The organism is Bradyrhizobium sp. WBOS07, from assembly GCF_024585165.1.
In the GTDB taxonomy this organism is placed as follows: Bacteria; Pseudomonadota; Alphaproteobacteria; order Rhizobiales; family Xanthobacteraceae; genus Bradyrhizobium; species Bradyrhizobium japonicum_B.
Window position 1 is genome coordinate 3,884,390 of sequence record NZ_CP029008.1, and the last position, 13,908, is coordinate 3,898,297.

The window sequence follows — 13,908 nt, forward strand, 5'->3', positions numbered from 1 at the left end:
TGCTTGCACGGTTCTTCGCCGAAGCGAAACGGCCCCTCGCATGTGTCTCAGGAAAGCACACTCTCGGCGAGAGAAAGGACTTCATTCCTCGGGACGGAGAGAGTCAAATTTCGCCTTTCGAAGTGTCGGCAAAGTGGATCTTCTTCAACCCCGCCGACTTGCAAGCGTCCTTGAACTCCTGGTCGCATATGACTGTCGCCTCTTCGTAGGCCATGCGGAAGATGTGCGCCGTGCCGATCACGTCTTCTCTGAAGACCAGCTTGTATCCGAGAGGGAATTCGTAATATTTCATGCCATGGTCCATGTAGCGGATATCGTCCCGAATTCCGATCCGCAAATGCGATTGCGATTCGTCCACCGCATCGAGGACGCGAACAACATCGCAGATCCAATAGTCCGGCCCATGATAGCTACCTTTCGGTAGTCGCACGTCGCATCGCACAAAAACGAAGGCCTCCGGATCCATCCTCTCGAAGACAGCCTTGGTTCGATCCGAAATGAGCCACCACCCCCAGCAGAGCTCCAGGTCGCCGGGCAGACGGCCGTCGGATTTATCGAACATGTAAGGCACAGGCGGTGTAGAAGCCGGCAATCGAGATACTTGGTAGGGAGGAAGGCCGCTTTCGTCCGCGATCCAAAAGCCGGGGCGGCCGCTGAGATTGTACCTTATCCGGTGGAAGCGGCGCTTGCGTGCTCTCGGTCGCTTCGGCACAGAATTCTCTTTTTCGTCAGTCACGACTGCATCTCACTGAACATCGTACCCGCGACACACGCGGTGAAGAGCGCGATCGGTCGCACAACAATAAAGCCCGCGGCTTCCCGCGAGCTTGATCGGCTTTTTTCGATGATGGCATTCTGCCGGTGTTTTGCCCGACGTGTCAAACGATCGATCTCGAGCAATGAGCCCGGCGGCAAGTACCGATGGTAGTCGCTCATCGCCATCACTGCACGAGCTCATCAACACAGTAAAACACCGGCATCCCGCCAAACGCATCGGACTCCTTGTGACGCACCTGGATCCGCTCGCTCGCGCTTGCCCCGATGGTGTCGCCGTCCTTCACCACGCTGCCATGCTCGATCAGATACACGGCAAGGCCGGCTACCTTGTCGAACAATGACGCGAGCGTAAGCTTGGCGGTGACGAACTCGATCTCCCGATCGACGAAGGCGGACAGTCCCATAGTCACCGCGCCGATCCTGGCGCCTGACCGGAACGGAAGAATGTCGACCCAGAGCCTGAAGGGATAGTCCGGAAACGCTGCGAACGCATCGCGCGACATCTCGAGCCAGAGATCGGCGGGCCGCGCCACCCGGCCGGCCCACACCACGCCGCAAGCTTCCGGTATGGTCGCGATCAACGCGCCGATGAGTGCGGTGGTGCCGCGCGCGGCGACCAGCGGCTGCTCGCTCTTTCCGAGCATCGATACGATCAGATGACCGCGATGGCGGGCCGCCACCGCCTTGCTCTCCGGCCAGGTGGTGACAGCGCGCGCCCATAGTCCCTGGTCGTGCGGCACGGGCGCCGGCATCGACATCACGGCAACAAGCTCGCGGCCACAGCGGATGAGCGGCGAGTTGGCCTGGGTCTGCTGCGGAGGTCCGTCCCCGATCGCCTCCGTTGCCAAATCCGGATGCCGGGCGTGAAGGACCTTGGTGACCGCTGACATGTCCGGCATCGCCGGGCTGTCCAACAAGACAAAAGCGAGAAGCGAGCTACTCATCGACTGCCCCGCGAAAAAAATCAGGCCAACACCGATCCAGCGGCGTTCGCCCACAGGTTGAAATGTTGGTTGACTAGAACAAAAAGAGAACGATGTCAATCGACGTTTTTTTTGATGGGAGCGCAAATGAGATCTCGGCCACGCAGGAAACGGCCCGTGGTGCGCGCTGACCAGCGCGGGCGTCGCCGCGCATCGTTCAGCATGTCGTCTCCGACTTGTCCTTCTTGTCTGTTTGCGTCGTCAAAAACGCTGGGCGGCGGATGCTTCAGCGGCTCGCGGCATGCGCGCACGCGCTTGCAGAGATGAGCGCACGTATCGACGCGCACTCAGATTGAGTAAGTCGCTCAACAGGCTCAAACTTCGCCTCGAAATTTAATCTGCGCACGCATCAAAAGATACAGACTCGCCGCTCCGCCAGGCCTAGGCTTCATCCATCACCGCAAGGCCCGCGGCACAAGACCGGTGATGAGAACGCCGGTTCGCGCTCCCGCCCTCCTCGAACAAGGGACATGCGCCATGCTGACACGACGTCGCATCAAACAGACCAGGACACTGACCGAACGCCTCGCGGACGAGGCCGCGCGCTGCCGCGAGGAAGCGCGCGCGCTCGCGCCGGGGCGCCGCCGCGAGATGCTGCTGCGCCGGGCGCGGCAGGACGAGACCGCCATGCAGATCGACAGCTGGCTGCGCTCGCCCGGCCTGAGGGCGCCGACATGAGCCAGCAATATCGCGCTTATCTCGTCGGCGAGAACGGCGTCTTCCGCTCGGCGGAGGCCTTCGAGGCCGCGTCCGACGAGACCGCCCTCGCCTTCGCGCGGCAGTTCACGCGGCACGGCAAGGTCGAGGTCTGGCAGCTGGGCCGCAAGATCGCGGTGCTCGAGTCCGGGCAATCCTGGCCGCCACCGCCGCAGCCATCGCGGCCGACGCTGACGCGTCAATGATCGCCGGATGGCGTTCGTGCGTTGAACGTCTCGATCGCGAAGCTGAATGTCATCTGCATGACGGGCCCGCCGGCGTCGCGAACGTCGATCGCCATCCTCCGCCGTCCGCCGGTCGCCGCTGCGGAAATGATGGCATCGCGCGCCATGTCGCCGACCGACTTGGCGGCCTCGGCCTGGACCGCGCGCATGTTGGACAATTCCAGCCCCTCTTCCTCGAGCGCGACTCCGTGCTCGTCGGTCAAGTCAAAGTAGTATCGCGCCATGTGCGTATTCCTTTGTCCCTAAGAGGCCCGGAAGGGGACAAAGGTTGCAAGCCCATCGAAAAAAACTATTGAAGCCAAGGGGGTCCGGGAACTGACTGCGCCTCCCTGGCCCAGTCCCCTACTCTTCCGCGAGCTTGCGCTCGATATAGGCGTCCACCGTCTCGGCGAACGAGCGCTGCACGCCGACCGCCACATCGTGCTGGTCGAGTGCGTCGCGCTGGAGCACGCGCAGGCCCCGTCCGCGGCAGCTCACCGGCGCCGTGTTCAGATATTGATCGATGGCGCCCTTGGCGAGCGGGATGGCCTTGGGATCGCCCCTGGCGATCAGGAGCCGGAGCAGGCTCTGGCATTCGGCCAAACCGGGCATGGGTTTGCTCTCACCTCTGCTGCGATTTCGGCTTCGGCCGCCGCACCGGCTGGGTGTGGGTGCCGAACAGCGCCAGCAGGAACGCGACTTCTTCCTTCGAACCGATCTGGATCATGATGATCTCCTTTTCGCTTCGTTGGTCGGGGCCCGGGCGCACGGAGTTCAGGACAATCGGGTTTCAGCATTGTTTCAGGCGTGTTTCGTCCGATCGTGACGCTGATGGCCCGCCTGCTTGTGTTCACAAATGAACCTGGCAACGCCTTTCCGGGGTCCGCGTCCACGCTTCGCTGTTCCTTAACGGGTGCGCCATAACGTCCGCGCAGGCGAAGGGCTGCAGGAGACTTGCAAGATGGGCGTGACGTGCGCCGGATGCGCTGACGGGGCGGAGCTGCCATTCGAATTCAAGATGGCATTCCAGCCGATCGTCGACGTCGCCGAGAACAGGATCTGGGGCTATGAGGCGCTGGTGCGGGGCCCCAGCGGCGAGAGCGCGCATAGCGTGCTCAGCCAGCTCACCGACCAGCAGCTTTACCGCTTCGACCAGGCCGCCCGGGTGATGGCGATCGAAACCGCCGGCCGGCTGTTTGTGGATCCGCGCGCGCGGCTCTCGATCAACTTCATGCCGAACGCCGTGTACGAGCCGCGCGCCTGCATCCGGAAATCGCTGGAAGCGGCGCGCCGCGTGAATTTTCCCGCCTCCAATCTGATGTTCGAGTTCACCGAGAACGAGCGGATGAGCGATCCGGCGCATGTCGAGAACATCGTGCGCACCTACAAGGCGCTCGGCTTCTGGACCGCGCTGGATGATTTCGGCGCCGGCTATGCCGGCCTCGGCCTGCTGGCCCGGCTGCAGCCGAACCTGATCAAGATCGACATGGAGCTGCTGCGCGACATCCATCTCAGCCGGCCCAAGCAAGTGATCGTCTCAGGCCTGGCGCAAATCGCGCGCGAGCTCGACATCACGGTTCTGGCCGAGGGCGTCGAGAACGAGGCCGAGCTCATCATCTTGCGCTCCGCCGGCATCGCGCTGTTTCAAGGCTATTATTTTGCGAGGCCCGCCCTGATGTCGCTGCCGGCGGTGCGGGGATTCGAACGGATCGACGTCTCGCTCGCGGGGTGAGGCAGTTTCCTGCCTGAACCGCTCATCAGTCAAAAGCCCGCGCGGATCGCTCCACGCGGGCTTTCGTTTGCCGCTGGCGCGGCCTCCCTCGAAAGCGCGGCGCCGAGGAGCCTCGGCGCCGATCGTCGTCTCAGTGCATCCTCAGTTCGAGGTGCAGACCTTGACGGTCTTCATGCCGGCCTCGGCTTCAGACCTGGTCTTGTAGACGGTGTCGCCGCTGACGACCGTCGTTTCGGTGGTGGTCGGCTTGGCCTCGGTGATCGTGCACTTCTTGGTCTTGACGTCCTGCACCACGTAGAACGACTGCGCGAACGCAGGCGCCGCAAACGAGGTCAGCACGGCGGCGGCAATAATGGTCTTGATCTTCATCGTGTCCTCCTCCAGCGGCCCGGTGATCCGGACCTGTCTGCTTTAAACTTCAAATATTGCCACTTGTTCCCGGTCGGGACCCGAACCAACGGCGAGGACCTGCGTTGACGCACGACCCTGGAGGCTTCGATGCTGGATGTGAGACTTGTGACGACCTCGCTGGCGATGCTGATCGCCCTGATGTCCGTGGCACTGGCCGAGCCGACCAAGGATCAGGGCCGGCCTGCGGCTGAGGCTCGTCCGATCCGCGTTATCCTGCCGGCCCCCTGGGAGCCCGCCACGACGCAGGCCGAAGCGCCGCCGGCGAAGTAAGGCGGAGCTTCCCGACAATCGCGTTCCAGCTTTTTTTACCCACGCAAGCATCGCTCCGCACGTCTGCGGTCTCGCACCCCGGCGCGACTCATCGGCCTCGCTTGGTAGTCACGGTGCGCAGTGCGATGCCGTGCTGCCAGGCACGCCCCCTCACCGCCGCCTCGCTCCGGTTAAGCGCAAGTGCAATCTCGTCGGGCCGCCGGCCCGCTTCAGCCATGGCTTTCAACTGCTCGTGCTCATCCGCTGTCCACCTCTTCAACAATGGATAGCGTGATTGCATGGTTGGCGCTGCCTCGCCCGCTGTGAAAGCGAAGACAATCGGTCGCCGGAAGCGAAGTTCCTCCGACCAGCGTGGCAATGTTGCTCGCGCCCCTCACCTGCGCGACCATGATCGAAGCAAGACGCTGCAGCCGCATTCGCAGCTTCGCACGATAGCAACCAATTCGAATCTGACGTGTTGTCGCCGGCACATTCACCGCCGGAGAACAAAACAATGAGACGTCTTACCGCACTCGTCACAACCTTGCTGATGCTCGGAGCCGTGCCCGCAAGCGCGCAGTCGCAGCCCGCGCAAAGCGGGCCGGGCAACAACGCCGTCAACAGCTCGGACCAGAACAACTCCAACAAGCCGGTCGAGGGCCGCAACAGCTTCACCGAGGGACAGGCGAAGTCGCGGATCGAGGGCGCCGGTTATTCCAACGTGTCCGGATTGCACAAGGACGACCAGGGCGTCTGGCGTGGCAAGGCCGACAAGGCCGGGACCAAGACCGACGTCAGCCTGGACTTCCAGGGCAACGTGAACCCCGCCAAGTAAGGCCGACCAAGTAAGGAATCATGCAAATGACAACCACCATCTCCCGCCTTTACGACTCCTATGCCGACGCCGAGCGCGCGGTGACCCGGCTGGAAGGCGCCGGCGTGCCGCACTCCGACATCAGCATCGTCGCCAACAATTCGGACAATTGGTACGGCTCCCGCTCCGGCAAGGTCGACCGTGACCGCGACGGCGTCGACGATCGCGCCGAGGGCGCCGGCACCGGTGCCGGCATCGGCGCCGGCCTCGGCGGCGCGGCGGGCCTGCTCGCCGGTCTCGGCCTGCTCGCCATCCCCGGCCTCGGGCCGGTCGTGGCGGCAGGATGGCTCGCCTCGACCGCAGTCGGCGCAGCCGCCGGTGCCGCCACGGGCGGAATCGTCGGTGCCCTGACCGAAGCCGGCGTCTCCAAGGAAGATGCCTCGCGCTATGCCGAGGGCGTTCGCCGCGGCGGCACGCTGGTATCGGCGCGGGTGCCGGACCAGGACCGCGCGCGGCTCGATGCGCTGCTCAACGAGCGGGCCGTGAACCTGCAGGACCGCAGCGCGGCTTGGCAGAAGAGCGGCTGGACCGACTTCGATGCGGCAAGCCCGCCGCTGTCGCCGGAGGACATCGGCCGCGAGCGCGAGCTCTACGGTGCGGGTACGCGGCGATAAGCTCCCATCGAACAAGATACGGCAAAGGCCCCGCAATGCGGGGCCTTTTTGCTTGAGCGCAATCCATCTTTTCCCTCGGGAAAGACCGGCAAATAGCACCAAATTTAGCAAAATCCGGCGCATCGGATTTGGCGGAATGAAAGCTCCTCGCGCCATGCTGAAGCGTGCCGCTTGCTCTCTTTGCGCGGGCGCCATCGGACGAGCTTGGAGAGATCACCCATGTACTACGTCGCCGCTGCATTGCTGGTGCTGTCGGGACTGTTCTATTCGGCGAGCCATCACGAGATCGGCTCGTTCGGCGTCACCATGTGCACCTATGGCAGCGCATTCTGCGACAACCCGCTGATCGTCTTTTCCGGCGCGGCACTGGCGGCGGCCTGGGGCATGTTCGTCAGCATCAAGTAGCGCGGCGGCGCAAGGCCTCCCAGCGCGACCGCTCCAGACTCCGCCTGAACACGAGGCGCTCGCCCACGCGACTGGCGTCCGAGAAGTCTTGCGATGATGGCAATCTACACCTGTTTTGCCCGGCGGTCAAGTTGAATTAGCATTTTCAGAAATGACGGGTCCCGGCGCGGCGTGGAACCTATGTTCCGTTCTCAGCATTTGCTATGAAGCACCGCCCGATCGAGGTCCCCCTTCCATGAGCGACAGCGCCCTCACCCCGACGAAATCCGCGCCGACGCTTCTGCAACGGCTGGGGCCGGGCCTGATCACCGGAGCTGCCGACGACGATCCCTCGGGCATCGCCACCTATTCGCAGGCCGGCGCGCAATTCGGCTACGGCCTGTTGTGGACGGTGTTTCTCACCACCCCGTTCATGATCGCGATCCAGCTCGTCAGCGCGCGGATCGGCCGCGTCACCGGCAAGGGGCTCGCCGCCAACGTCATGGAGATCGCGCCGCGCTGGACGGTGCTGGGTTTCGTCGCCATGCTGGTTGCCGCCAACACCTTCAACATCGCCGCCGACATCGCCGCGATGGCCGAGGCGCTGTCGCTCGTGATCGGCGGGCTCAATCATGAGCATGCGCTGATCTTCGCGGCGGGCTCGACCCTCCTGCAGGTCTTCCTGCCCTATCGCCGCTACTCGCCGGTGCTGAAATTTCTCACCCTGGCGCTGTTCGCCTATGTCGCGACTGCCTTCACCGTGAAGATCCCCTGGAGCACGGCGTTGCTCGCCGCGGTGTGGCCCAAGGCCAATGTCAGCGCCGATTATTTCCTCATGGTCGTCGCCGTGCTCGGCACCACGATCAGCCCCTATCTGTTCTTCTGGCAGGCCTCGCAGGAGGTCGAGGAGATGAACCAGGGCACGCGCGACAAGCCGCTGCGCGAGCTCAAGCGCGGCGGCCATCGGGAGCTCGACCGCATCAAGACCGACACCGTCTCCGGCATGCTGCTGTCCAACGGCATCGCCTTCTTCATCATTCTCACCACCGCGTCGGTGCTGCACGCCAACGGCATCACCAACATCGATTCGGCGACGCAAGCGGCCGAAGCGCTGCGACCGCTCGCCGGGGACTTCACCTTCGCATTGTTCGCGCTCGGCATCATCGGCACGGGTCTGCTCGCGATCCCGGTGCTGGCGGGCTCGGCCGCTTACGGCGTTGCGGAGATTTTCGGCTGGCGCGCCACGCTGGAGGCCAAGCCGGACGAGGCGGCCGGCTTCTACACCATCATCGCCGCGGCGACCCTCATCGGCTTCGGCCTCGGCTTTACGGGGATCGACTCCATCCAGATGCTGGTGTGGAGCGCTGTGCTGAACGGCATCGTCGCCGTCCCAATCATGGCGATGATGATGCTGATCGTCTCGAGCCGCGCGATCATGGGCCGCTTCAGGGCAAGGAAGTGGCTGATCGCGCTGGGCTGGCTCGGCACCGCGCTGATGGCGCTGGCCGTCCTCGCCTTGCTCGCCTCATCGGTAATCGGCTGACGCGACCGAGCTGCGCGAGAAGAAGTTCACGGCGGGCTCGTGTATCACGGCCGCAAGGATCGACGCGATTACGGCGTCACGGGATTGACGACAGGGGACGTCTTGGGCCCCGGTCGGGCCGGCTCGATCGGCGATTTCGGAGTGGTCGGAAGCACCTTGGCCCCGGCGGCCCGTGCCGCTTCGCCCGTGGTCGCATACATCGCGACATGAGCCGGCTGGGTCTTGGCGCGATTCCACGGGCCATGATCAACGATCAGCATGGCCGCAATCGCCACCCCCGCTACGATCAGCGCGATCACGCCGGGATGGCGGAAGGCGGTGGACATGGAGTTGGCGAAACGACCATTTGTCATCATGAAATCCGCGGTTGTCCTCTCGCAGGTTAATTCCAAGGCGCCCTTCCCGGTTCCAGCTTCAGGCAGGTTCCAGCAAATTGCGCGGATGCCGCCCGCGCCATCACGTTCCTGTCCGCGCAATGAGGGCGCCGCGCTTCAGATCAACCAATCATGGGTCGCGGGTCCCATGCCGTGATGCGGACCGTTCACGCCGTGATGGGCTGCGTGCTCGTCCAGCGCGCCGGCAACGATTTCGGTGATCATCTGGGGGGAGTCTTTCTCACCGGGCGTCACGTGGCCAACACCATGTTCTCTGAGTTCGACGGCCGGGGCGAATGTGGAAGGAGCTGTCCCGCTATCGAAGCGAAACACCAGGTCACGATCCGAGCCGCTGCTTGCGGATCCAGATTTTCCCGGCTGGGCTTCAGGTGCAGGAGATTGCGGAGGCTGGTGTGGGCTTCCGCCCGCGGCGATGTCCCCTTTTACGACGCTCGGCTCGGCCGTGCCTGCGTTCGGTGAGGCCGAAGGCGAATCGTGCGGCGGCTTGCCGTGCTCCGAAGCCGTCGGGTCTGCTGTCTTCCCTGTCGGAGATGCCGGGTCGGAAGTGTGGGATGGATGCTCATCATGGCTGGCGCCGTGATCCGGTGTGGACTCGGCTTCGGCCATCTCCACATTCGCAGGCAGAGGCTTACCAGCGTGCGGCGCGTGATCGTGCTCGGCATTCCCGGCATTTGAGTCGCTCTCGCCGGCTTCCGCTACTTTGGCCGAGTGGCCCGAATTGCTGTGGTCGGCGCCGCCGGCCTCCGCCTTTTTCGCTTGCCCTGGCGGATTGTCCGCAGCCTGGGAATGATGCTCCTTGTCATGGCCGACGCCCTGGTCCGGTTTGGACTCGGCTTCGGCCATCTCCACGTTCGCAGCGTTGGCAGGCCCAGACTTCAAATCATGCGGCGCGTGACTGTGCTCGGTGTTGCCGGTATTTGGGTCACTCTCGCCAGTTTCCGCTGCTTTGGCCGAGTGGCCCGAGTTGCTGTGGTCGGTGCCGCCGGACTCTGTCTTTTTCGCTTGCCCTGGCGGATTGTCCGCAGCCTGGGCATGATGCTCGTTGACATGGCCGACGCCATGGTCCGGCTTGGAATTGGCTTCGGCCATCTCGACGTCCGTCGCCTTCGCAGGCAGAGGCTTACCAGCGTGCGGCGCGTGACCGTGCTCGGCATTCCCGGCATTTGAGTCGCTCTCGCCAGCTTCCGCTACTTTGGCGGAGTGGTCCGAATTGCCGTGGCCGGCGCTGCCGGCCTCTGCTTGCCCTGGCGGATTGTCTGCAGCCTGGGAATGATGCTCCTTGTCATGGCCGACGCCATGGTCCGGCTTGGAATTGGCTTCGGCCTCCTCCACGTTCGCCGCCTTGACAGGCCCAGACTTCAAATCATGCGACGCGTGACCGTGCTCGGCGTTGCCGGCATTTGGGTCGCTCTCGCCTGGGTCCACTGCTTTGCCCGAGTAGCCCGACTCGCCGTGATCGGCGCCGCCGGCCTCTGCCTTTTTCGCTAGCCCTGGCGGACTGTCCGGAGCCTGGGAATGCTGCTCACTGTCGTGGTCAGCGTTACCGGGTTTGGACTCCGTCTCAGCCTCGCCCGCGGCCGCGTTCTTTCCCTGTCCCTGGTTTGAAGCGTGCGCAGAATTGCCATGGCTTGCACTATCAGCCGTCGAGAGGCCAGGCGGGACGATCTCATTCTGCGCGCTCCATGGAGCGCCGCTGTTCGGACTAGCCGGAGCACTCTTTGAACTGAGATTTTCGGTTGCCGGAGGCGACGCACCATGAGCGGGCGCGGTTGATGATCCGTAGGACGAGACACTGGAGGCATCGGCACTTCCCTCGGTCGTATCCGCCGAGTCGCGTGCGAAGGTGCCCGACTTGGCCGACGTCCCGGAGCCCGACCGAAAGTGTGCGAACTGGAAGCTCAAGCCGTCATCGGCCGAAGCGCTCCAAACGTGGGCTGTCCCGGGCGAACTCTCGCTCGCGTGGTCCCGGCTCTCACTCGGATCAGTCTCATCGATGGCGGCCGCCGATATCAGCGCCTGTTCGAGCTGCTCTAGGGTGACGGCGACAGCTGCGCCATCGGTGGGATGAACGACATCCGCATTTGCGACGGATACAATTCCCTGCAGATGAACTTCCAGCAGCGCGCGATCCCCGACATCAAGCACACGATCAGTCGGATTCACGTAGACGATCGTTTGATTGGTTGCGGGATCGTAGATCCAGGCGAGGGTATGTGGCGGAATCGATTTGACCGCGGCCGTCAAATGCAGACAAGCGAGCGCCCCGAAAGCCGCAAGATTGATCCTGTTCGGTCCTGAGGCGGAATCCAGGACGGAATCGGAAGAGCCGGATTTGGTATCGCCCGCACTGCGATGAACGACGTTCTCGACTTTGCCATCCGGCAATTGATCGAGACCATCTCCGCCGGAACCGGAAGCAGGACCAAGATCGAACACGCCGTCAATTTTCTGGCCGCTGTCGCTCGCGGCATCCGGGCCAGCCTGCCCCCGAACGTCCTGTTGCGGGACGTCAATGCTTCCGGTCACAAAGCCGGCAGCCCGGCCAAAATCGTGCGCAAGGATATCCGAAGTTGAGTTCGCTGGATGCAAGCTCGCTGGCTGATTGGCGTCGACATGCGTGATCGCGGCGAGCTTGGTCGTCGCGGCCTCGCCAACGCCGTCCAGGAGGCTGTCGATCGATGTGTGATCCAACTCATGTGCCTGCGCGGCGAGATGGTGGTCGCTCATGGCGTAGATCAACGCGCCGGCAACAGCGGCGAAGGTGCCATAGCCTCCGGGGATCGGCGTCGGTTGGAAAGCAAGCCGCGGAAGGTGATCTTCCACCCGAAGGACACCTCCGCTTGAAGCGTCGTGGGATTCCCGCGGCAAAAGCGCATCAAGGCTCGGCGTGTTCGATCCAGCAGCGCCGCCCTGCTTTAACGCGTTCAAGCCAGGGACTTGCGAGCCAAGCAGCTGCTCCGCCGCGCGCAGCGCTTCCATTGCCGCGCTCGGGTTCGTGGTCTGGCTTGCCTTGGCCAGCAAGTCCCTCTCGGTGAGAGCAGTCGCTTCTCTGGATGTCGAGATGATGAGATGCGCGAGGATGGCTTTTTTCCAGACCTCAAAGCCGGCGTGTTCGTCGCTCCGACCGGGGCCATCGTCATGCGGAAAATTGTCCTCGGCTTCCGACGCCTTGAGTTCGTCCGCAATCGCGAATGCCAGGAAGGCCAGTGCGAGCGCGCTGAAGCCGGAGGTGCGTTGCAACCATGAGATGGTCGCAAGCACCGTTCTGTTGGTGATCTCCAGTTTTTGGAAGATGTTGTGCAAGTGGACCTTGACCGTCCCCTGGGAAACGTCGAGCCGGCGCGCGATCTCCTTGTTCGACATCCCTTCCGCGACCAGTCGGACGATCTGACGTTCCCGGCTCGTCAATCGCTCCAGCATCTTTTCGAGCTTGCCGCCGCCGTCATCGTCCGGGCCGGTGGGCACGAGATCGGTCTGCTCCAGCGACACGCCGCTCTTCGCCATCAGCCGCAGCGATCGCAGCATGGCGCCGGGAGCGGCATATTTCGAGATTGCGCTGCAGGCGCCCGCGGCAATCGCTGCGGTCAGATCGTGGTCGGCGTCGGATTCGGTAAAGAACACCAGGCGCGTGGAGAGCTTCTCGGCCTTCGAGATCGCAAGAATGTCGGATGCCGTCAGGTCGGTCAGGGTGTCGGCAATGAGCGCGACGTCAGGCGACAAAGTCCGGATGGCCTCGAGGCAGCCTGCCCCGTCGCTGGCGGACGCGACAACATCGAAGTCCTGCTGCGTCCCGAGGACCGACTTCAGTCCCTGCAGGACGATTGGTTGCCGATCAACAAGCACAAGCCGGATGGGTTTGAGGATCCCCTGCTTGGCGGACGTGTCCAACATCGACTTTGCCTCGGCCCGGTCCTCTATGTCCTTCAGCATATGGCCGTGGCCGGGTGGGGCATTAAAATACAATTAATCGATTGAAAAAAGAGGCTTGGCGGGTTCCCGCAGCCTAAAATATTTGGATGGTAACTGGTGAAAAGTCTCTCCTTCGACCCGATGGGCATTGCTGTTGATTGGCTTGATGCCTATCGCGCGGGCGATATTGAAGCGCTCTTGGATCTCCATGCCGATGATGCAGTGGTGCACTGCGGTTGCTGCGGCGCCCAAACCATCACTGGCCGCGAGGCACTCCGTGCCTATTGGATCGATCGCCTCCGAAAATATCCGGCGGGCAGGTTGGACGATCTCAATCCTTCCGACGATAGAACCGTGATCTCTTACGCCACCAGCACAGGTGTGATGAGCGCGATTTTGGCGTTTGACGCCGCCGGAAGGATCAAGGTGCTGGACTGCAGTCCCTCCCCCTAGCCTTTGGCGCGATCCGGGACTGTCGGCGCGATCCAGGGCTGTCGCATATGGGAGAGATCTTGCCCGCAGCCATCCGTCGAGGCGCGCTTCGCTGGCGGTCCCTCCTGAGAGCGGGCCGCAGGCGGGCGTCTCGAAGGATGAGGCGCGCGCAGCTCATTCCAAGCGCCTTATGCGAAGGCCCTGCGGTGCTATCGGGCTGTACGGCGGCGCAGCTGGCACCGTAAGCCTGCGCTCCAAATGTCTCCGCGACTAACTCCCGACGACGATGCGCAAGGCGATCACGATGACCGCCGAGATGAGAGACGAAATCGCCAGCAGCGTCCAACTCGGCCTAGTGCTTCCGCGGGCTAGGCGCGCGACGAGCATTTTCATGCTCGTCAACATTCGTCGCTGGGAAGCCGGTCCAGGTAGGCTATCCCGAAACCGACGAGTCCTTCGGCATCGCTCGCGCGCTCTTGCCTTCTCCTGAGCAACAAGTGGCGTTCCAGCAGGCTGCGCCGACCATCGCATGCATCGACGTCGGGATGCCGCGCCCGGTACACCGTCCAGGCGGTTTCGGCGGCGTTCTTCACCACGGCGTCGTCCACGATGCTTGCTCTCCAGGACACCGAATCCATCGGTGTCAACTCAAGTCACTCCCCGATGTTTCCATTTTTTCCCAACC

At 63.4% G+C, this 13,908-nt stretch carries 18 protein-coding genes; 9 read left to right on the forward strand and 9 right to left on the reverse strand.

Features of this window, described 5'->3' with window-relative positions; genetic code table 11:
• Positions 1-103: 103 nt before the first annotated feature.
• From DCM79_RS18550 to DCM79_RS18560, 3 genes are read right to left on the reverse strand one after another with little or no spacing between them, the layout of a single operon-like run.
• On the reverse strand, positions 104-736 hold the full coding sequence (locus DCM79_RS18550; RefSeq protein ID WP_257175731.1) for a DUF1629 domain-containing protein: 633 nt from the start codon (positions 734-736) through the stop codon (positions 104-106).
• Positions 733-936, reverse strand: coding sequence for a hypothetical protein (locus DCM79_RS18555; RefSeq protein ID WP_257175732.1), 204 nt, complete (start codon positions 934-936; stop codon positions 733-735). Before DCM79_RS18555 ends, DCM79_RS18550 begins: the two co-directional genes overlap by 4 nt.
• A gap of 5 nt (positions 937-941) precedes the next feature.
• Positions 942-1,775 (reverse strand): DUF4261 domain-containing protein, encoded by an 834-nt coding sequence (locus tag DCM79_RS18560; RefSeq protein WP_257175733.1) that lies wholly within the window; start codon positions 1,773-1,775, stop codon positions 942-944.
• A 462-nt stretch (positions 1,776-2,237) separates the two neighbouring features.
• Between DCM79_RS18560 and DCM79_RS18565 the strand changes: the two genes are divergently transcribed.
• Positions 2,238-2,438 (forward strand): hypothetical protein, encoded by a 201-nt coding sequence (locus DCM79_RS18565; RefSeq protein WP_257175734.1) that lies wholly within the window; start codon positions 2,238-2,240, stop codon positions 2,436-2,438.
• The gene (locus tag DCM79_RS18570; RefSeq protein ID WP_257175735.1) at positions 2,435-2,662 is read left to right on the forward strand and encodes a hypothetical protein; all 228 of its coding nucleotides are present in this window, start codon (positions 2,435-2,437) and stop codon (positions 2,660-2,662) included. Before DCM79_RS18565 ends, DCM79_RS18570 begins: the two co-directional genes overlap by 4 nt.
• Here DCM79_RS18570 and DCM79_RS18575 read toward each other — a convergent pair.
• Entirely contained in the window at positions 2,656-2,925 is a 270-nt protein-coding gene (locus tag DCM79_RS18575; RefSeq protein WP_257175736.1) for a hypothetical protein, read from the reverse strand. The two genes, DCM79_RS18570 and DCM79_RS18575, sit on opposite strands and share 7 nt — an antisense overlap.
• A gap of 118 nt (positions 2,926-3,043) precedes the next feature.
• A complete protein-coding gene (locus tag DCM79_RS18580) occupies positions 3,044-3,292 on the reverse strand; it encodes a hypothetical protein (RefSeq protein ID WP_028137705.1) in 249 nt (82 codons plus the stop codon).
• A 349-nt stretch (positions 3,293-3,641) separates the two neighbouring features.
• Between DCM79_RS18580 and DCM79_RS18585 the strand changes: the two genes are divergently transcribed.
• The gene (locus DCM79_RS18585; RefSeq protein ID WP_257175737.1) at positions 3,642-4,412 is read left to right on the forward strand and encodes an EAL domain-containing protein; all 771 of its coding nucleotides are present in this window, start codon (positions 3,642-3,644) and stop codon (positions 4,410-4,412) included.
• Positions 4,413-4,553: 141 nt separating this feature from the next.
• Here the strand turns inward: DCM79_RS18585 and DCM79_RS18590 are convergent, their stop codons facing one another.
• Positions 4,554-4,781, reverse strand: coding sequence for a hypothetical protein (locus DCM79_RS18590; RefSeq protein WP_257175738.1), 228 nt, complete (start codon positions 4,779-4,781; stop codon positions 4,554-4,556).
• A 129-nt stretch (positions 4,782-4,910) separates the two neighbouring features.
• Here DCM79_RS18590 and DCM79_RS18595 point away from each other — a divergent pair, with 129 nt between their 5' ends.
• The 5 genes from DCM79_RS18595 to DCM79_RS18615 all read left to right on the forward strand — a co-directional run bounded on the left by DCM79_RS18595 (position 4,911) and on the right by DCM79_RS18615 (position 8,487).
• Entirely contained in the window at positions 4,911-5,093 is a 183-nt protein-coding gene (locus tag DCM79_RS18595) for a hypothetical protein (protein WP_257175739.1), read from the forward strand.
• 493 nt (positions 5,094-5,586) lie between these two features.
• Positions 5,587-5,907, forward strand: a complete 321-nt coding sequence (locus tag DCM79_RS18600) for a hypothetical protein (protein WP_257175740.1) — start codon at positions 5,587-5,589, stop codon at positions 5,905-5,907.
• 26 nt (positions 5,908-5,933) lie between these two features.
• On the forward strand, positions 5,934-6,560 hold the full coding sequence (locus DCM79_RS18605; RefSeq protein ID WP_257175741.1) for a hypothetical protein: 627 nt from the start codon (positions 5,934-5,936) through the stop codon (positions 6,558-6,560).
• Between the two features lie 219 nt (positions 6,561-6,779).
• Complete coding sequence (locus DCM79_RS18610; RefSeq protein WP_257175742.1) at positions 6,780-6,965, forward strand: hypothetical protein; 186 nt, start codon at positions 6,780-6,782, stop codon at positions 6,963-6,965.
• Between the two features lie 235 nt (positions 6,966-7,200).
• Positions 7,201-8,487, forward strand: coding sequence for an NRAMP family divalent metal transporter (locus tag DCM79_RS18615; protein WP_257175743.1), 1,287 nt, complete (start codon positions 7,201-7,203; stop codon positions 8,485-8,487).
• A 68-nt stretch (positions 8,488-8,555) separates the two neighbouring features.
• On the opposite strand, the gene DCM79_RS18620 is transcribed toward DCM79_RS18615, so the two are convergent.
• A complete protein-coding gene (locus DCM79_RS18620) occupies positions 8,556-8,840 on the reverse strand; it encodes a hypothetical protein (RefSeq protein WP_257175744.1) in 285 nt (94 codons plus the stop codon).
• Between the two features lie 138 nt (positions 8,841-8,978).
• On the reverse strand, positions 8,979-12,812 hold the full coding sequence (locus DCM79_RS18625; protein ID WP_257175745.1) for a LuxR C-terminal-related transcriptional regulator: 3,834 nt from the start codon (positions 12,810-12,812) through the stop codon (positions 8,979-8,981).
• A gap of 96 nt (positions 12,813-12,908) precedes the next feature.
• Between DCM79_RS18625 and DCM79_RS18630 the strand changes: the two genes are divergently transcribed.
• Positions 12,909-13,244 (forward strand): nuclear transport factor 2 family protein, encoded by a 336-nt coding sequence (locus DCM79_RS18630; protein ID WP_373568086.1) that lies wholly within the window; start codon positions 12,909-12,911, stop codon positions 13,242-13,244.
• 377 nt (positions 13,245-13,621) lie between these two features.
• Here the strand turns inward: DCM79_RS18630 and DCM79_RS18635 are convergent, their stop codons facing one another.
• On the reverse strand, positions 13,622-13,831 hold the full coding sequence (locus tag DCM79_RS18635; protein ID WP_257175746.1) for a hypothetical protein: 210 nt from the start codon (positions 13,829-13,831) through the stop codon (positions 13,622-13,624).
• Positions 13,832-13,908 lie beyond the last annotated feature (77 nt).